Origin of the sequence: Pseudoblastomonas aquimaris (assembly GCF_035481675.1) — a bacterium.
Lineage (GTDB): Bacteria > Pseudomonadota > Alphaproteobacteria > Sphingomonadales > Sphingomonadaceae > Alteriqipengyuania_B.
In genome coordinates, this window is the sequence record NZ_JAYJJW010000001.1 from 432056 (window position 1) to 449621 (window position 17566).

General features: G+C 64.0%; 16 protein-coding genes. 8 read left to right on the top strand and 8 right to left on the bottom strand.

Translation table 11 applies throughout. The annotated features are described in order from the left end of the window. Positions 1-33: 33 nt before the first annotated feature. Entirely contained in the window at positions 34-1155 is a 1122-nt protein-coding gene (gene hppD, locus VCJ71_RS02140; protein WP_324638718.1) for a 4-hydroxyphenylpyruvate dioxygenase, read from the bottom strand. A 165-nt stretch (positions 1156-1320) separates the two neighbouring features. Here hppD and VCJ71_RS02145 point away from each other — a divergent pair, with 165 nt between their 5' ends. From VCJ71_RS02145 to VCJ71_RS02155, 3 genes are all read left to right on the top strand, one after another. Then, a complete protein-coding gene (locus VCJ71_RS02145; protein WP_324638719.1) occupies positions 1321-1635 on the top strand; it encodes an FtsB family cell division protein in 315 nt (104 codons plus the stop codon). A gap of 135 nt (positions 1636-1770) precedes the next feature. Further along, on the top strand, positions 1771-2865 hold the full coding sequence (gene pdhA / locus VCJ71_RS02150) for a pyruvate dehydrogenase (acetyl-transferring) E1 component subunit alpha (RefSeq protein ID WP_324638721.1): 1095 nt from the start codon (positions 1771-1773) through the stop codon (positions 2863-2865). Between the two features lie 3 nt (positions 2866-2868). Beyond that, positions 2869-4257 carry a pyruvate dehydrogenase complex E1 component subunit beta gene (locus VCJ71_RS02155; RefSeq protein WP_324638722.1) on the top strand — a complete coding sequence of 463 codons (1389 nt, stop codon included), beginning with the start codon at positions 2869-2871 and terminating at the stop codon, positions 4255-4257. Between the two features lie 14 nt (positions 4258-4271). Here the strand turns inward: VCJ71_RS02155 and VCJ71_RS02160 are convergent, their stop codons facing one another. From VCJ71_RS02160 to VCJ71_RS02170, 3 genes are read right to left on the bottom strand one after another with little or no spacing between them, the layout of a single operon-like run. Further along, on the bottom strand, positions 4272-4952 hold the full coding sequence (locus VCJ71_RS02160; protein WP_324638724.1) for a TadE/TadG family type IV pilus assembly protein: 681 nt from the start codon (positions 4950-4952) through the stop codon (positions 4272-4274). Beyond that, positions 4949-5536: a TadE/TadG family type IV pilus assembly protein gene (locus VCJ71_RS02165; protein ID WP_324638727.1), complete on the bottom strand. Its 588-nt coding sequence runs from the start codon at positions 5534-5536 to the stop codon at positions 4949-4951. The genes VCJ71_RS02160 and VCJ71_RS02165 overlap by 4 nt, the downstream gene beginning before the upstream one ends. After that, positions 5536-7431 (bottom strand): TadE/TadG family type IV pilus assembly protein, encoded by a 1896-nt coding sequence (locus tag VCJ71_RS02170; protein WP_324638728.1) that lies wholly within the window; start codon positions 7429-7431, stop codon positions 5536-5538. The genes VCJ71_RS02165 and VCJ71_RS02170 overlap by 1 nt, the downstream gene beginning before the upstream one ends. 133 nt (positions 7432-7564) lie before the next feature. Here VCJ71_RS02170 and VCJ71_RS02175 point away from each other — a divergent pair, with 133 nt between their 5' ends. Together VCJ71_RS02175 and VCJ71_RS02180 are read left to right on the top strand one after the other, a co-directional pair. After that, positions 7565-8209: a hypothetical protein gene (locus VCJ71_RS02175; protein ID WP_324638730.1), complete on the top strand. Its 645-nt coding sequence runs from the start codon at positions 7565-7567 to the stop codon at positions 8207-8209. A 32-nt stretch (positions 8210-8241) separates the two neighbouring features. After that, positions 8242-8700 (top strand): EF-hand domain-containing protein, encoded by a 459-nt coding sequence (locus VCJ71_RS02180; RefSeq protein ID WP_324638731.1) that lies wholly within the window; start codon positions 8242-8244, stop codon positions 8698-8700. A 3-nt stretch (positions 8701-8703) separates the two neighbouring features. Here the strand turns inward: VCJ71_RS02180 and trmFO are convergent, their stop codons facing one another. After that, on the bottom strand, positions 8704-10071 hold the full coding sequence (gene trmFO / locus VCJ71_RS02185; RefSeq protein ID WP_324638733.1) for a methylenetetrahydrofolate--tRNA-(uracil(54)-C(5))-methyltransferase (FADH(2)-oxidizing) TrmFO: 1368 nt from the start codon (positions 10069-10071) through the stop codon (positions 8704-8706). Between the two features lie 59 nt (positions 10072-10130). On the opposite strand from trmFO, the gene VCJ71_RS02190 reads away from it, so the two are divergent. Next, a complete protein-coding gene (locus VCJ71_RS02190) occupies positions 10131-10946 on the top strand; it encodes an NAD(P)H-hydrate dehydratase (protein ID WP_324638734.1) in 816 nt (271 codons plus the stop codon). Positions 10947-10994: 48 nt separating this feature from the next. Continuing rightward, positions 10995-11648, top strand: a complete 654-nt coding sequence (locus VCJ71_RS02195) for a lysoplasmalogenase family protein (RefSeq protein ID WP_324638736.1) — start codon at positions 10995-10997, stop codon at positions 11646-11648. Between the two features lie 27 nt (positions 11649-11675). On the opposite strand, the gene gyrA is transcribed toward VCJ71_RS02195, so the two are convergent. Further along, complete coding sequence (gyrA, locus tag VCJ71_RS02200) at positions 11676-14513, bottom strand: DNA gyrase subunit A (RefSeq protein WP_324638738.1); 2838 nt, start codon at positions 14511-14513, stop codon at positions 11676-11678. 301 nt (positions 14514-14814) lie between these two features. Between gyrA and VCJ71_RS02205 the strand changes: the two genes are divergently transcribed. After that, positions 14815-16113, top strand: coding sequence for a hypothetical protein (locus VCJ71_RS02205; protein WP_324638740.1), 1299 nt, complete (start codon positions 14815-14817; stop codon positions 16111-16113). 75 nt (positions 16114-16188) lie between these two features. Here the strand turns inward: VCJ71_RS02205 and VCJ71_RS02210 are convergent, their stop codons facing one another. Together VCJ71_RS02210 and VCJ71_RS02215 are read right to left on the bottom strand one after the other, a co-directional pair. Then, on the bottom strand, positions 16189-16908 hold the full coding sequence (locus tag VCJ71_RS02210; protein WP_324638741.1) for an NYN domain-containing protein: 720 nt from the start codon (positions 16906-16908) through the stop codon (positions 16189-16191). Further along, a complete protein-coding gene (locus VCJ71_RS02215; protein ID WP_324638743.1) occupies positions 16908-17558 on the bottom strand; it encodes a carbonic anhydrase in 651 nt (216 codons plus the stop codon). The genes VCJ71_RS02210 and VCJ71_RS02215 overlap by 1 nt, the downstream gene beginning before the upstream one ends. Positions 17559-17566: the final 8 nt, after the last annotated feature.

Genomic DNA, 17566 nt, shown 5'->3' on the forward strand with positions numbered 1-17566 from the left:
GGGGCCGTTTTTATCCCGCAGCGCGGAAAACCGTCATTCTGCCGGTTCGGCCTGCACCGTCTTTGCCTCTTCGACGGACAGGACGCCGCGCTTGATCTGGTCGCGCTCCATGCTTTCGAACAGCGCCTTGAAGTTGCCTTCGCCGAAACCGTCGTCACCCTTGCGCTGGATGAATTCGAAGAACACCGGCCCGACCTGTGCTTCGGCAAAGATCTGCAGCAACAGGCGCGGATGGCCGCCTTCGGTGGTCCCGTCCAGCAGGATACCGCGCGCCTTGAGGTCGCCGACCGGCTCGCCGTGGCCCGGCAGGCGCTCGTCCAGCATCTCGTAATAGGTTTCCGGCGGCGCGGTCATGAACGGCACGCCGAAGTCCTTCAGCCGGTCCCATGCGGTGACGAGGTCGTCGCAGATGAGGGCGATGTGCTGGATGCCCTCGCCGTTAAATTCGCGCAGGAATTCCTCGATCTGGCCCTTGCCGCCTTCGCCTTCCTCGTTGAGCGGGATGCGGATCTTGCCATCCGGTGCGGTCAGCGCCTTGGACGTGAGGCCGGTGTATTCGCCCTTGATGTCGAAGAAGCGGATTTCGCGGAAGTTGAAGAGCGTCTCGTAATAGTCCGCCCAGTATTTCATCCGGCCACCGTAGACATTGTGCGTCAGGTGATCGATGACCTTGAAGCCCGCGCCTTCGGGATGCCTGTCGACGCCGGGGAGATACTCAAAATCAATGTCGTAGATGGACAAGCCCTGGCCGTTTTCGTCCGGATATCGGTCGACGAGGTACAGGATGGCCCCCCCGATCCCGCGGATGGCGGGCAAGCGCAGTTCCATCGGCCCGGTCTCGACCGTCACCGGCTCCGCCCCCTGTTCGATCAGGTGGTCGTAGGCTTTCTTCGCATCGCGGACGCGGAAGGCCATGCCACAAGCGCTCGGCCCGTGTTCGCGGGCAAAGTACCAGGCTGCGCTCTTGGGCTCGTAATTGGCGATCAGGTTGATGCCGCCCTGGCGCCACAAGTCGACGTCCTTGGATCGATGGCTGGCGACGTGGGTGAAGCCCATTGCCTTGAACACGGGTTCGAGCATGCCCTTTTCCGGAGCGCAAAATTCCACGAACTCGAATCCGTCGAGTCCGGCGGGATTTTCGAAAAGGTCGGCCATGGGGATTCTCCGTGTCGTGGTTCGATGAATTGGTTGCAGATGTAACCAATTAGGCGGAAAAATGCAATGGTGCGCTGCACAAAGGCGCGTTGCGACGTTTTTATGACTCACAACATTGCAATAACGCTTGATCCCGCGAATCAGCTATGATTCAAGGGCGTTGCAGTGAACATCAAACGCGCATCGAAACCCCGGCGGGACAAGCGGATCGGCAGCGGCCTTGCGCTGGCCTATCTGCTCGGGCTGGGTGGGCTTGCGCTGGCGGGGCCTTCGGGCCTGCTCGCCTGGAACGAGAACGGTGCTCTGTTTGAAAAGCGGCAGGCGGAAATCGAGGAGTTGACCGCCACGCGTGACGAGCTGGCCAACCGTGTCGCCCTGCTCGACCCGCGCAAGGCGGATCCCGATCTCACCAGCGAATTGCTGCGCCGCAATCTCAACGTGGTCCATCCCGACGAGATCGTGGTCGAACTCGACCAGTAACCCACTGCAGCATATGCATTCGAATGTGCGGCCAGACCGGCGTTGCCCTTGTGGCGATGATCGGCCATAGCGCCCATCCGTATTCATGCCGTGCGACGTTACGGCATCGCAGCAATTGGCAGAAAGGATCGCGGCTTGGCAAAGGCTCCGGCGAAATCGAGCAAGCAGGCGAAGGGCAAGGACGCTCCCGCCGCACAATCCGGTGACGACAATTTCTCGCTGAGCGACCTGCAGGACGCATTCGAGAAGGCCAAGCGCTACGACGCGAGCGAGGAGGAGCTCCTCAAGTTCTACGAACAGATGCTGCTGATCCGCCGGTTCGAGGAACGCGCCGGCCAGCTTTACGGTCTCGGCCTGATCGGCGGTTTCTGCCATCTCTACATCGGCCAGGAAGCGGTCGCCATCGGCCTGCAGTCCGCGCTCGACGGTGACAGGGACAGCGTCATCACCGGCTACCGCGATCACGGCCACATGCTGGCTTACGGCATCGATCCCAACGTCATCATGGCGGAGCTGACCGGGCGCCAGGCCGGCATTTCAAAGGGCAAGGGCGGGTCGATGCACATGTTCTCGACCGAGCATAAGTTTTACGGCGGCCACGGCATCGTCGGGGCGCAAGTCTCGCTCGGCGGGGGCCTCGCCTTCGCGCACAAGTACAACGAGGATGGCGGCCTGTGCCTCGCCTATTTCGGCGACGGTGCGGCGAACCAGGGCCAGGTGTACGAGACGTTCAACATGGCCGCGCTGTGGAACCTGCCGATCGTGTTCGTGATCGAGAACAACCAGTACGCGATGGGCACGGCGGTCAGCCGCTCTAGCGCGGAAACCGAATTCTATCGTCGCGGCGCCGCCTTCCGCATCCCCGGCATGGACGTGAACGGGATGGACGTGCTCGAAGTGCGCGCCGCTGCCGAGGTGGCTTTCAAGTACGTGCGCGAAGGCAATGGGCCGGTGCTGATGGAGCTCAACACCTACCGCTATCGTGGCCACTCCATGTCCGACCCGGCGAAGTACCGCACGCGCGAGGAAGTGCAGGACCAGCGCGACCACCACGATCCGATCGAAGGGCTGAAGAAAGTGCTGCTGGAGAAAGGCAAGTCGGAAGACGAGCTGAAGGAAATCGACAAGGCGATCCGCGCCCGCGTGTCCGAGGCGGCCGATTTCGCCGAAAGCTCGCCCGAACCCGAAGCGGCCGAACTCTACACCGATGTGCTGGTGGAGGAGTATTGAGACATGGCTGTCGAACTGAAAATGCCCGCACTGTCGCCGACGATGGAAGAAGGCACGCTCGCCAAGTGGCTGGTCAAGGAAGGCGACACGATCGCCCCGGGCGACATCATCGCGGAGATCGAAACCGACAAGGCGACGATGGAATTCGAAGCCATCGATGACGGGGTGATCGAGAAACTGCTGGTGGACGAGGGCACCGAAGGCGTGGCCGTCGGCACAGTGATCGCCCAGCTGGCGGGCGAGGGCGAGGAGGCTTCCTCACCCTCGCCGGCACCCGCAGCTTCCGACGAAGTCGTCGACGTGCCAGGCGAAGGCAAGGACGTCGGCCGCGACGAGAGCGAGGCAGAGCTGACCAGGCCTGCCGCGAAGGAGCGTCCGTCCGATCCCGACATCCCCGCCGGCACCAACATGGCCCGCGTCACCGTGCGCGAAGCGCTGCGCGATGCGATGGCCGAGGAAATGCGCCGCGACGAGCGTGTCTTCGTGATGGGCGAGGAAGTCGCTCAGTACCAGGGCGCCTACAAGGTCACGCAGGGCCTGCTCGACGAATTCGGGCCGAAGCGGGTGATCGATACGCCGATCACCGAATACGGCTTTGCCGGCATCGGCACCGGCGCGGCGATGGGCGGCCTGCGCCCGATCGTGGAGTTCATGACCTTCAACTTCGCCATGCAGGCGATCGACCACATCATCAACTCGGCCGCCAAGACCAATTACATGTCCGGTGGCCAGATGCGCTGCCCGGTCGTGTTCCGCGGACCCAACGGCGCGGCGAGCCGGGTCGGCGCGCAGCACAGCCAGAACTATGGCCCCTGGTACGCCAGCGTGCCCGGACTGATCGTGATCGCGCCCTACGATTCATCGGACGCCAAGGGCCTGCTCAAGGCCGCGATCCGGTGCGAGGATCCGGTCGTCTTCCTCGAAAACGAACTGGTCTATGGACGCACGTTCGAACTGCCGGAGCTCGACGATCATGTCCTGCCGATCGGCAAGGCCCGCATCGTGCGCGAGGGCGGCGATGTCACGATCGTCAGCTATTCCATCGGCGTGGGCTTGGCGCTGGAAGCGGCGGAGAAGCTGGCGGAAGAGGGTATCGATGCCGAAGTGATCGACCTGCGCACGCTGCGCCCGCTCGACACCCAGACGATCCTCGAAAGCCTGGCCAAGACCAACCGGCTCGTCGTCGCCGAAGAAGGTTGGCCGACCTGCTCGATTGCGTCGGAAGTGCAGGCCGTGTGCATGGAGCAAGGCTTCGACCACCTCGATGCGCCCGTGCTGCGGGTCACGAACGAGGACGTGCCGCTGCCCTACGCTGCCAATCTCGAAGCGATGGCGCTGATCGACAGCGACCGGATCGTGAGGGCTGCCAAGAAGGTTTGCTACGCCGACTAGGCCGGCCGGCAGGCTCAGGTCGCCGCGAAGGCGTCGTACTTGCTGCAGACCTGGATCGCGTCCGGGCTGGACGGATCCTGCTGGTAGATCTGCGTCAGGTCGCGGTCCGCCCGAACGGTGAAGGCCGAATAGGCCGAAATCTGCGCGTTCTGCACGAACATGTCGGAAAACAGCGGCTGATATTCGTAAACCACCTCGACGAACATGACGGCGTCGTCCGGCTGGGCGACGACCTGGTTTCCCTTGGGTCCCATGCCCTGGAACGATCCCCCGGTAGCGCCTTCGTTGCCATAGCTCGAGGCATGGACCTTCTTGCCCTTGCACCGCTGCCAATGGAGCCATTGCTTACCGGTGTCGGGCTTCGTCTCGAGGCTGGAGAGGATGACGCGGCCGTGTTCGTACAAATCGACGTCGGCACCGGCCTGCAATTGCGCACCGAGAAGCAGGTCGTTGATGTCGGCTTCGTAAATCTTGCGGTCTTCCAGCGTCGACACGTCGCCGATGCGCGACGCGTTGTCGGCGATGTGGATGGCCACCTGGTTGATCCGCATGTGCATGATCGTGAGGAAGGTGGATTCGATCGCGAACAGCGAAAAGCCCAGCAGGAACGGCGTGACGAGCGCCATTTCGGTGAGCGCGATGCCGCTCCTATCGTCGCGCAAGGCGCGCAGCATCTGCCTAAGGGACACGGTCACGGGCAATTCCCGACCGGCGGCGCGCCGGCGAGCGTGTTGTCATAAGGCTGGTTGCGCAACACGGTGGCGGAGCTGAGCTCGTAGGTGTCGCTGACCCCGGCAAAGCCTGCCAGCGGGAACATCCGCTTGTAGCTCATCGTGGCGGTGTAGAGCACCGCATCGCGCGCACCGCCCTGGCCATCGATGCCGCGGTCCGTATCGTAGACGCCGTTGGTGTTTGCGTCCTCGAACGGTTCGCCGTTGTTGCACGTGCCGTCGCCGTTGACGTCGGTGTAATCCTCCGCCCGCTTGACGTCGGTGAAGCTGGAATAGGCGCGGCGGGTAAACGTTACGGTTGCGCCCGGCACGATGTCCTGCACAGCATCGCGGACCTGCTTGTCGATCGAGCCGGTGGTCGCCGCCTCGATCGTGCTGTCGCGTCCGGCTTCGTTCATCACCCCGCGCAGCACGGCGCCAGCATACATGTTGAAGCCGACGTCGAAGATGCCGATCAGCACCAGCGCAAGCACGGGCAGCACCAGCGCGAATTCGACAATGGTCGCACCCGTTTCATCGCGGGCGATGGCGGTAAGGATACGGCGCATCAGCTGCTGACCCTGAGGTCGCCCATGGAACGCGAGATCGCCTTGAACGCATCGTCCAATTCCTTGGCATCCTGCGCTTCGAAATAGTAACCCGAGCCAGCGCATTCGACCATGGCATCGTTTACGGTGGTGCCGAAGGCGATGATCCAGACGGTCGTATTGTTCTTCTTGATTTCCTGGCAGGCGAATTTGAACCGTTCCTCGATCGTCTCCGCCAGTGTCAGAGGCGAGGAAGGCGTCCACCGGCGCTGATCGATAGGCTCGATGCCATAGGAACTGTACGCGACATCATACGGCTCGGTCTGCCCATCGGTCAGGAAGATGAGATGGCGCGAAGTCGGCTTGTTTCCGGAGATATCCTTGTTCTCGGTCGCGAAAAGGCCGTTCTGTGAAAGCAGCCTGCCACCCCAGATCATGCCGATGTCGTGATAGGTCGCGCCATAGGGCGAAAGGCTCGATAGGTAGGCATCCAGCGCCGTATCATTCATTTCCGCAAGCTTCTGTGCCTTGGCCGGGCACGCGGACATCCACCACTCCCCGGTCCGCGCATACTCGTCCGGAGTGCCGTAAACATCGGCGGAAGTGAGCGACCCTGTGGCGTCGTTCTTGATAGCGCGGGAATAGACCTTGGTTATGTATCGCGGCCTCCACTGTGTGGACGGCAGATTCTTCTGGGGAACGCGATTTATGTCGAGATCGATGGCTTGCGACAGGTCGACCGTGCTGAAATCCGCGATTGGAACCGTATCGCGTTCCTCGATGCATCCGGCTGTTTCGGAACGCCATGCATCGACGTCGAACCTGAGCTGGCGATAATTGTATCCGTCCGATGGCACCGACGTGACGCTCTCGTAAGTCTGCAGATAGTCGGTGTCCGTGCTGAACTGCACATTGCACGTGGTGCCACTCAGCTGGTGGCGATAGCGCGTTCCGTTATGCAGCCTTTCGCGCTCTTCGATCGTTTCGACCGAAGGGGGGACAAGTTGCGTCTCCACGCGTGTCCCGGTGGTCGTATCTTCGTAGGCCCACGTTTCCGCCGGCAAGGTGCGATCGCAAGTGTACGAGCCGAAAAGATCGCCCAGGCTCGGCCAGTTGTACTTGGCGGGATAGGACGATTCCGTGGTCCATGGTGAGCGATCGCCCGAAACATACTGCCAGTTTTGATGGTATGTTTTTGCGACGGAAGTCGAAAGAAGACCCTGTTCGCGAGACTGATAGTCCCATTCGTCAACAACCCAATCGTCTTTCAGAAGATGGCCGACGTTCACGTTGGTCGAATAAGGTACGAAGCCATAACGTACCCGGGTCTCGGGGGTTTTGGACAGCTCCAGGTTAGAATGGAAGTTCTTGATCACCTCGCGCATGGAATCGATGCGGCTGAGCGTGTCGCCGGCGTTGGTGTGGCGCATCGATCCCGTTACATCGAGCACCATCATTATGTCGAGGTTCGTGAAGTTCATCCGCGATGCGCAATCGACTGCGATGTCGATGTTGTTGTATCCGAAAACGCCCATGACCGCCGTCGGCAGCTTGACGGAGGCCGATCCGCTGATCGCGTAGTCGCTTTCCAGCGTCATGTTGAACATGCGCTGCTTGGTGCCGTAGCGACCGGCCTCGAAGTTGAGATCGAAGAATTCGTTGCCGACCACCCGCACTTCGCCGATCACGGCCTGCGTCGGCGGCAGGTTGGAGCCGAGCTTCTTGCGCGCAGCCAGCACGCCCGCGTCGCAGGCCTGCTGCAGGCGGCTCTTGGTCACATAGGCGCGGCCCATGTCGATTCCGCTGCCGACCATGCCGATCAACGGGAGGATCGCTGCAGCCACGATCGGCAGCACATTGCCTCGCACATCGCGCGCGATGCGCGGCAGCAGGGAAAAAGGGCGTTGGGCTTGCATAAACGGCTCCATGGCAAGCCTGCGTTACTGGCGAGGAGTAAGGAGACGGTTACCGCGCAGGGTTAATTTGTTCACGATTGGCCGCGATCGTCGGGGGCTTGACCGGAATGCCGCGGCGGGCGAGGGGCGCCCAGTGAATTCACCCGATGATCTCCTGCCCCACCAGACGCTGGCACTCGCCTATGCGAAGGCGGATTTGCGCGCGCAGTTCGAGACGGCCCTGTTGCTGGAAAACCGGCTTGGCGCGGTACTGCGCGGGGCGAGCGAGCCGATGATCGCGCAATTGAAACTGGCCTGGTGGCGCGACCGGTTCGCGCAATCGCCAGACGAATGGCCGAAGGGGGAACCCCTGCTCGCGCGCCTATCCGGCTGGGAGGGCACGGTGCGGCTGGTAGCACTCGTGGACGGTTATGAGGCGCTGCTGGGCGATGCGCTGGGTCCGGCTTCGGCGCGCAGTTTTGCGAGCGGGCGTGGCCGGTTGTGGGCCGTGACAGCGCAGGCAGCGGGGCTGGAGCAGGCAGCCGGAGAGGCGGCGCGTGCAGGCGCGCTGGTCGCTTACGCCGACCTTGCTGCGAACGTGGCGAGCGCAGAGGAGCGCGCGGTGGTCGTCGCCACGGCCACAGAGGTCCGGCCGCCGCGCAGCCTGCCACGCGGGTTGCGCCCCCTGCAGGTGCTGGCGGGCCTCGCCGATCGCGCGCTCGCCCGCGGCGGCGTCGATCCGGCGAGCGGCGCAGGAGCGTACCTGCGCGCGATCAGGGTTGGCTTGCTCGGCCGCTAGTCTATCATCGTGGCAACATAGGGGAGCGCGCGATGAACAGGTTGCTTTTGGGCGGGATCTTGAGCCTGCTGATGGTCGGGGTCGGCCTCGTGTGGTGGCAGGGCAGGGCGCAGGTCGAGCAGGAAGCGCCGCCGCCGCCCGAGCCTGTCGAGACGCCCGAACCCGATGTCCTGCCCAGCGCCGATGTCACCGACATGCGGGGTCCGACGCCGCCCGAAGCTACAGAACTTTCGCGCGAGCAGCGCCGTTTCTTCCGCTACGACCGCAACCGGGACTTGCGGATCACCCGCAACGAGATGCTGTCCACCCGCACCAGTGCGTTCCGCAAGCTCGACAAGGACGGCAACAATTTGCTGACGTTCGAGGAGTGGGCGGTCAGCACGGCGGACAAGTTCGACGGGGCCGACGCCAATCGCGATGGCGAACTGACGCAGGGCGAGTTCGCGACCACTGCGCCCAAGCGGCGCGCGCGGCCCGCCTGCCGTTGCTAGCGATCAGGCCGGCAATTTCGACGTTTCCGCCAGCCACGCGCCGAAATCGGCCTTGGCGCGGTCCGTGTAGGCTTCCTTGCGCTGTTTCTTCTTCACGTCGTGCAGGGGCGGGAACAGGCCGAAGTTGACGTTCATCGGCTGGTAGGTGTCGGCCTCCGCGTCACCGGTGATGTGCGAAAGCAGCGCCCCCATCGCGCTGGTGCGGGGCGGGCCCTGCCATTCCTCGCCTGCCAGTTCGGCAGCGGCCATCATCCCGGCGAGCAGTCCGACCGCGCTCGATTCCACATAGCCTTCGCAGCCCGTCACCTGTCCGGCGAAGCGAATGTGCGGCGCGCTTTTCAGGCGCAGCTGGCGGTCGAGCAGCTCGGGCGAATTGAGGAAGGTGTTGCGGTGCAGCCCGCCCAGCCGCGCGAACTCGGCGTTCTCCAGGCCGGGGATCGTGCGGAACAGCTCCACCTGCGCGCCGTATCTCAGCTTGGTCTGGAAGCCGACCATGTTCCACAGCGTGCCGAGCTTGTTGTCCTGCCGCAGCTGCACCACGGCATAGGGCCAGCGACCTTGCGGATGCTCCTCCGTAGTGTCGTACGGATTGTCGAGACCGACGCCCTTCATCGGCCCGTAGCGCAGCGTTTCGACGCCTCTTGCGGCCATCACCTCGATCGGCATGCACCCTTCGAAATAGGGCGTGTCCTTTTCCCATTCGCGGAATTCAGTCTTCTCCCCATCGACCAGCCCTTGCACGAAAGCCTCGTACTGCTCCTTCGTCATCGGGCAGTTGATGTAGTCGCCGTCTTCGTTGCTGGCTTCGGTACGCTTGTTCCAGCGGCTCTGGATCCAGCACTTCGACATGTCGATGCTGTCGCGGTGGACGATGGGGGCGATGGCATCGAAAAAGGCGAGGCGGTCGCTGCCGGTCGCGCCGACGATGCTTTGCGCCAGTGCCTGCGCGGTGAGCGGCCCGGTGGCGACGATGGTGGGGCCGCTGTCGGGCAACGCGTCCACCCGTTCGCGTACCACGGTGACGTTGGGGTGCTGCGACAGGCGTTTCTCGACTTCGGCGGAGAAGACGTCGCGGTCTACTGCCATGGCGCTGCCGGCAGGGACGCGGGCGATCTCGCCGGCCGCCATGACGATGGAATCGCAGCGCCGCATCTCGTGGTGGAGCAGGCCGACCGCGTTCTTCGCATCGTCGTCGCTGCGGAAGCTGTTGGAGCAGACGAGTTCGGCCAGGCCGTCACCCTGGTGCGCGGCGGTGGTATCGCCGCCTCCGCGCATTTCGGACAGGCGCACCTTGAAGCCGCGCTGTGCCAGCTGCCATGCCGCTTCGCTGCCGGCCAGGCCGCCGCCGATGATGTGGATGTCGTGGGTCATGGCGCGGGCCCTTAGCAAAACGGTTGCCCGATGGCACCCGAAAGCGCGATAGGGCGGGAATGCTGCAGCGGATCGACATCGACGGGAAAGGCGTGATCGGCGCGCCGGTGCTGCGTGCGCCGGGCGCGGATGGCCACAAGCACGACCGCGGACATGTGGCGGTGTTGAGCGGCCCGGTACTTGCGACCGGCGCCGCGCGGCTGTCGGCCATGGCGGCGCTGACTACCGGGGCGGGGCTGGTGACGGTCTACGGTCCGCGCGAGGCGCTGCACGAGCACGCGGCCCACCTCACCTCGGTAATGCTGGCGGAAGAGGCAACGCTGCTGGCGGGCGAGGGGCGCCGGGTCGATGCGGTCGTTATCGGGCCCGGCCACGGCGGCGGGGAGCATACGCGCGAGCTTGTCCTCGCCCTGCTGCGCCGCGCGTGCCCCATCGTGCTCGACGCCGATGCGCTCACCGCCTTCGAGCACCAGCCGGACATGTTGTTCGACCATTGCCATGACCGCGCCGTGCTGACCCCGCACGCGGGCGAATTCGCGCGGTTGTTCGGCGAAGAGGTCGATGCGGCCATGGCGGCGGACCGTTGCAGGGGCACCGTGCTGCTCAAGGGGCCCGTCACGCACATCGCGGCGCCGGATGGCCGCAGCGCACGCAACACCCACGCCTCCCCGTGGCTGGCGACTGCCGGATCGGGCGATGTGCTTGCGGGCATGATCGCCGCGTTTCTCGCTCAGGGCGCCGATCCGTTCGAGGCCGCCTGCGCAGCGGCGTGGCTGCATGGCGACGTGGGCCGGCGCGGCGCGGCCGGTCTGACGGCCGAGCGGATGATCGGTATCATCCCTGCGGCGCTTGTCGCGTGCATGGCTGACGACTGACCGGGCAACGGGCTTGCGGTTCGCGGTCGCGCGGTGCAACCCGCTTTCATGCCCAAACGCGCCCTCATCCAAGCCCGTCCGTACCTGCTCTTCAGCCTCGTGGCGGCGATCCTCTACTGGATCTACGCCGACGAGAATGTGGGCGGCCTTTACCTGACCCTGCTCAAGGGCGTGCCGCTGGCGCTGCTGGCGGTTTATGCGTTGGTTCGCCACCCTTCGACCGATGCGAAGATGCTGGCGGGAGTGATGGCGCTGGGCTCGCTCGGCGACATGGGGGTGGAAATCGACTGGTTCTGGGGCGGGGCTGCCTTTTTCCTCGGCCACGCCATCGCCATCGGCCTGTACCTGCGGCACCGGCGGCCGGCGCTTGCCAGCAGCCAGAAAGTGCTCGTTGTCGCGCTGCTGCTGGTGACGCCTGTCGTCTCGTGGCTGCTCAGCGGCAGTCTCGACGTTGGCTTCTACGGCCTGGCGCTGGGCGGCATGGCTGCCGCCGCGTGGGCGAGCTCGTTTACCCGATACCGCGTCGGCATCGGCGCGGTGCTGTTCGTGATTTCCGATCTGCTGATCTTTGCCCGCATGGGCGAGCGGATCGATCCGTGGCTGCCTAACCTGCTGATCTGGCCGACCTACTACCTCGGCCAGTTCCTCATCTGCACCGGTGTGATCCAGACGCTGCGGCGAGGGGGCGGGGAAGCCCGCTAACGCCCCCTCGGGTCACAGCGATTTGCGTCAGTCGCTGTCGGGCTCGCCCGCGATATCGTCGTCGGAATGGGGCGTCGTGTAAGGCTGCGTGACCTTTTCCTTCTGCTCCTCGATTTCCGCCGCGACCGCTTCCTCCGCCTCGTTCTCGGGCTCGGCGGTTTCGTCGATCAGCGCTGCGCCCACGATCTGTTCGCCCTTCGAGACGTCGAAGACGCGGACGCCAGAGGAACCGCGCCCATAGACGCTGAAGCCCTTGTGGTCCTCGAATCCGCCGGGGATCAGGTGCCGGAAATCGATCGGCAGGCGAATCAGCTTGGCCTGGTCGGTCACCAGCATCAGCTGTGACCCGTGCTTCACCGGGAAGCTCGCCACCACCGGCCCGTTGCGGCTTTCGTCGCCCGGCGTGCCGATGTTGGTGAGGCCTTGCCCGCCGCGCCCGATGGTGCGGTATTCGTAAGCCGAACTGATCTTGCCATAGCCGTTGGCGGTCAGCGTCAGGATGAACTCTTCCGCCTCGGCCATGTCGGCCACGCGTTCGGCATCGAGATCGTTTTCTGCGCCGTTGTTCTTCCACGCAGCGGCGCGCAGGTAGCGGTCGCGGATCTCGGTATCGGGCTCGCCGGAATCCAGCACCGCCATGGAGACGACCTTGGCATCGCCTTTGAGCGCCATGCCGCGCACGCCGATGCCGGTGCGGCTCTTGGTCTCGCGCGCATCGGTGGCGGCAAAGCGGATCGCCTTGCCGGCATCGCTGGCGAGGAAGATTTCCTGGTCTTCGCTCAGCAGCTCGACGCCAATCAGCCTGTCGCCCGATCCATCGACGAAGCCCATCGCATACTTGCCCGCTGTGGGGACGTTGGTGAAAGCGTCCATCGAGTTGCGGCGGACCATGCCCTGCTCGGTTGCGAAAACGATGTTGAGCTTTTCCCACTCGCTCTCGTCTTCGGGCAGAGCGAGCACGTTGGTCACGCGTTCGTCCTCGCCCAGCGGCAACAGGTTTACCATCGGCCGGCCCTTGGTCTGCGGCCCGCCTTCGGGCAGCTTGTAGACCTTCATGCGGTAGACACGGCCGGTGTTGGTGAAAAACAGCACCGGATTGTGCGTGCTGGTGACGAAGAGCTCGACAACTGCATCCTCGTCCTTCGTCGCCATGCCGGCGCGGCCCTTGCCGCCGCGGGCCTGGGCGCGGAACGTGGAGAGCGCGGTGCGCTTGATATAGCCGCCGTGCGTGACGGTCACGACCATCTCCTCGCGCTCGATCAGGTCCTCGTCGTCCAGCCCGTCCCATGCAGGCGCGATTTCGGAAATGCGCGGCGTGGCGTACTGGTCGCGGATCTCGCGCAGTTCGTCCTCCATCACGCCGTAGAGCTTCTGCCGGTCGGCGAGGATGCCGAGGTAGTATTCGATCTGGTGCGCAAGTTCCTTCAGCTCGTCGCCGATCTCGTCGCGGCCGAGTGCGGTTAGGCGATGCAGGCGCAGGTCAAGGATCGCCTTAACCTGCCGCTCCGACAGCTTGTAGACGCCGGTGGAATCGAAATCGCTCGCCTCGATCGCTTCGACCAGCTGGAGGTATTGCGCGATCTCGCCGATCGGCCATTCGCGCGCCAGCAGCTTGGCGCGGGCATCCGCCGGATTGGAAGCTCCGCGAATGATCGCGACCACCTCGTCGAGGTTGGACACGGCGACCACGAGGCCGAGCAGGATATGCGCCCGGTCACGCGCCTTGTTCAGTTCGAATTTGGTGCGCCGGGTGATGACCTGCTCGCGGAAGGCGATGAAGGCTTGGATGATGTCGCGCAGGTCCAGCACTTCGGGCCGCCCGCCGCGAATGGCGAGCATGTTGGCAGGGAAGCTGGATTGTGCTGGCGTGTGGCGCCAGATCTGGTTGAGCACGACTTCCGGCGTGGCATCGCGCTTCAGGTCCACGACCACGCGCACGCCTTCGCGGCTGGATTCGTCGCGGATGTCGGAAACGCCCTCGATCCGCTTTTCCTTGGCCGCTTCGGCGATCTTCTCGACCAGGTTGGACTTGCCCACCTGGAACGGCATGGAGGTCAGCACGATGCTCTGGCGGTCGCCGCGCTTGGTCTCGATCTCGTGCCGGCAGCGCATCAGGATGCTGCCGCGCCCGGTGGTATAGGCGGCCTTCGCGCCCGACTGGCCGAGGATCAGCGGCGCAGTGGGGAAGTCGGGTCCCGGAATGATCCGGAACAGGTCTTCCGCCGTCATGCCCGGATCTTCGATGAAGGCGAGGCAGCCGTCGATCACTTCGCCGAGGTTGTGCGGCGGGATGTTCGTCGCCATCCCGACCGCAATGCCGCCCGCGCCGTTGACCAGCAGGTTGGGGAAGCGGGCCGGAAGCACGGTCGGTTCCTCGCGCGAACCGTCGTAGTTCTCCGCGAAATCGACCGTATCCTTGTCGAGATCGTCGAGCAGCGAATTGGCGACCTTGGCGAGCCGCGCTTCGGTGTAGCGCATCGATGCCGGCGGATCGGGGTCCATGCTGCCGAAATTGCCCTGGCCATCGACCAGCGGCACCCGAAGCGACCAGTCCTGCGTCATGCGGGCCAGCGCGTCATAGATCGCGCTGTCACCGTGCGGGTGGTAGTTACCCATCACGTCGCCGACGATCTTGGCGCTCTTGCGATAGGGGCGCCCGGCGACGAACCCTCCTTCCTGGCTGGCGAAGAGGATGCGCCGGTGAACCGGCTTCAGCCCGTCCCGCACGTCGGGCAGCGCGCGGCTGACGATCACACTCATCGCGTAATCGAGGTAGCTCGTCTTCATTTCCTCGACGATGTCGATCCGGCCGAAATCGCCTTCGGGGCTGGCGGGCAGTTGGGGTGTTTCCGTGGTGTCGCTCACGCGCGCTCACATCCTTGATTTTTGCTGTGGCAGGGGTTGTAGGGGAGGGGGGTGCGCCATGCCAGCTAAGGGGCGCGGCGAATGGCCAATATCGGCGTGTTTTCCACACCTGCAAGCCCGATTTGCGGCGCGAATGCAGGATTTGTTGCAGTGCACCATTCAAACCCCGTTCAGCGGAACTTTGCTAGACCTGCAAACGTTGATCGAACGAACGATTCAGGCCACTACAGCGCCTGCAAAGGCAAAGATGCCCGGCACGGATGCGCCGTCATTTGCGTCCGAGGATTTTGAGGAGAAAAACATGATGACCCGCTTGTTCAAACGCCGTTCGCGCATGGTTTCGCATGGTGCATTGGGCCTCGCCCTTGCCATGGGCGGCGCTGGCATCGCCGTGTCCGCCCCGGCCTCCGCTGCCATGGTGCAGGAACAGATGTCGAATGATTTCCAAAAGGAAATCGTGGCCGTGCAGGAAGCTTACAAGGCCGCGCAGGAAAACCCCGGCTATGCGAATGCCGACGAAGCAGGCAAGGCGCAGATGCTGCGTACCGCCACCTCCGCGCTGCAGACCGCCAAGGGCAAGGTCAAGAACGCGCAGGACCGCCTGTATTACGGCCAGTTCGCTTATAACATCGGCAAGGACAGCGGCAACGCCGCGCTTGAAAACGAAGGCCTGACCTCGATGCTCGAAAGCGGCCAGCTGGAACAGTCGACCGCAGCGGAAATCGCTGGCGTGCTGGGCCAGAACGCGATGGACGCGGATGACTACGCTACTGCGCGCAGGTACTTCCAGCAATCGGTGGAGCTCGGCTCGACCGAAGAAAGCATTCCGGTGATGATTGCCGAAACCTATTTCTCGGCCGGCGATAGCGCAGGTGGCTTCAGCGCGCTCGACGCGCAGATCGCAGCCGCCCGTGCAGCGGGCACGCTGCCTGCCGACTTGCTCTACAAGCGCGGTATGACCGTCGCCTACGAGGAAGAGAATGCTGCCAAGGCTCTTGCCTACTCCAGCGCGCTCGCCCGCGATTACCCGAACGACACGAACTACGGCGATGCGATCGTCATCGTGCGCGAATTCGCGGACCTCGATACCGACGGCATGCTCGACATCCTGCGCTTGATGTATCGCACCAACACCTACAAGCAGAGCTTCGACCTTGCCGAGCATATCGAAGCAGCCAATCCGATGCGCCGTCCGGGCGAAGTCGTGGCGATCATCGATCGCGGCTATGAAAAGGGCATTATCGAGCGCAGTGACCAGGCCTTCGCGACTTGGCGCAGCGAAGCGGCCGCGCGTGTCGATGAAGACCGCGGTACGCTCGCCGAAGCGGCGGCCGACGTTCGTGCAGGCGGCAACGCTGGCCTCGCGATCGGTACCGGTGATGGCTACCTGGGTTACGGCATGGCAGCGGAAGCGGAAGAAATGTACCGCGCCGCACTTACGAAACCGGGCGTGAATACCGAAGTGGCGATGATCCGTCTCGGCATCGCGCTGGTGGACCAGGGCAAGTATGCCGAAGCGTCCGAAGTGTTCGCCAAGGTCGAAGGCGCCCGCAAGGCTGTTGCCGACGTCTGGGCGGCCTACGCAGCCAACGCTTCGTAACGACCACAACCATCGAAACGCAAACGGCGCGGCATCCCCAGGGACGCCGCGCCGTTTTCTTTTGCTTGCGAGCTTTTAGCGCAGGCGCTTGATCAGGACCTGATTGCTGTCGTCCCGGTCGACCACGAAATTGTCGAGGCTGCCGAAGAGTTCGGACAGGCTCTTGTAGCCGTAGTTGCGCACGTCGAAGCTGGAGCGATTGCCGGCGATCTGGCCCACCGCCTGCAGCTTCGCGAAGCCGTTCTGGTCCTTCTTCGCTTCCTTGTAGGCGGCCCCGATCAACTCCATCAGGTCGTCGTCGTCGGTCGGCTTGTTGCGCGGGGTCTTGCCGTTCGGCTTGTCGTCCGCATTGTTGGCGATCAGCTGGTTGATATCGATGAAGCGCGTGCAGACCGATTTGAAAGCGTCCGGCGTCTTCTTCTCGCCGAAGCCATAGACGACGATGCCGTCCTGCCGCAGCCGAGTGACGAGCGGGGTGAAATCGCTGTCGCTCGTCATCAGGCCGAAGCCGTCGACCTTCCCCTGATAAAGCAGGTCGATGGCGTCGATCGTCATCGCCATGTCGGTGGCGTTCTTGCCCTTAGATACGTCGAATTGCTGCTGCGGGCGGATGCCGAATTTGTTGGTGATCTTGTCCCAGCGGGATAGGTTGTCCTTGGCGAAATTCCCATAGGCGCGGCGGATGTTGACCTGCCCCAGCTCGGCCATGACCGTGAGGACCGGGTCGATGCCCTGCGGCGTGGTGTTGTCCGCGTCAATCAACAGCGCGATATTCTTGAGGGTCTGTTCGGCCATCAGTCGGCCGCCGGCCGGAATTCGCCGCTGTCTTCGTCGAGCAGGTAGAGGATGCCGTCGGTGATGGCGAAATAGGCGCCGCGTACGGCCAGTTCGCCTGCGGCCTCTTTCTCCTTCACGTAGGGGAAGCTGCGCAGGTTCGCGATGCTGACCTTGACTGCGGCGAGCTCCATCGCCCGCTCGGCGTCGCGCCCGGTGGTGCCCATTTCCTCCGCGATCGGATCGCGCGCGTCATCGAGCATGTGGACCCAGTTGGCGACGAACCCGCCTTCGCCCAGCGCGTTGCCGTGAAGGTCGCGGGTCAGCGCCGCCTGGCAGCCGCCGCACATGCCGTGTCCCATCACCACGACCTGCTCCACTTTGAGGAACTGCACCGCGAATTCGAGCGCGGCGGACACACCGTGCTGGCCGGGGCTGGTTTCGTACGGCGGGGCGAGGGCGGCCACGTTGCGGACCACGAAAAGCTCGCCCGGCGATACGTCGAAGATCTGCGCCGGATCGACGCGGCTGTCAGAGCACGAAATCACCATCGTGCGCGGCGACTGGCCTTCTTTCAAAGAGGCCCACCGCTCATGCTCTGCGGCATAGCCCGTTTCGTGGAAGCGCCGGTACCCGGCGACAAGCTCGTCCATCGCGTTTGTCGTGTTCATGGCTGCTG

Excerpts from the sequence above, each read along its gene's own strand:
- hppD (WP_324638718.1), bottom strand. The coding sequence starts at position 1,155 with ATGGCCGACCTTTTCGAAAATCCCGCCGGACTCGACGGATTCGAGTTC.
- VCJ71_RS02190 (WP_324638734.1), top strand. The coding sequence starts at position 10,131 with ATGCTGCAGCGGATCGACATCGACGGGAAAGGCGTGATCGGCGCGCCG.
- trmFO (WP_324638733.1), bottom strand. The coding sequence starts at position 10,071 with ATGACCCACGACATCCACATCATCGGCGGCGGCCTGGCCGGCAGCGAA.
- VCJ71_RS02215 (WP_324638743.1), bottom strand. The coding sequence starts at position 17,558 with ATGAACACGACAAACGCGATGGACGAGCTTGTCGCCGGGTACCGGCGC.
- VCJ71_RS02205 (WP_324638740.1), top strand. The coding sequence starts at position 14,815 with ATGATGACCCGCTTGTTCAAACGCCGTTCGCGCATGGTTTCGCATGGT.
- VCJ71_RS02165 (WP_324638727.1), bottom strand. The coding sequence starts at position 5,536 with ATGCGCCGTATCCTTACCGCCATCGCCCGCGATGAAACGGGTGCGACC.
- VCJ71_RS02210 (WP_324638741.1), bottom strand. The coding sequence starts at position 16,908 with ATGGCCGAACAGACCCTCAAGAATATCGCGCTGTTGATTGACGCGGAC.
- VCJ71_RS02180 (WP_324638731.1), top strand. The coding sequence starts at position 8,242 with ATGAACAGGTTGCTTTTGGGCGGGATCTTGAGCCTGCTGATGGTCGGG.
- VCJ71_RS02170 (WP_324638728.1), bottom strand. The coding sequence starts at position 7,431 with ATGCAAGCCCAACGCCCTTTTTCCCTGCTGCCGCGCATCGCGCGCGAT.
- VCJ71_RS02155 (WP_324638722.1), top strand. The coding sequence starts at position 2,869 with ATGGCTGTCGAACTGAAAATGCCCGCACTGTCGCCGACGATGGAAGAA.
- VCJ71_RS02195 (WP_324638736.1), top strand. The coding sequence starts at position 10,995 with ATGCCCAAACGCGCCCTCATCCAAGCCCGTCCGTACCTGCTCTTCAGC.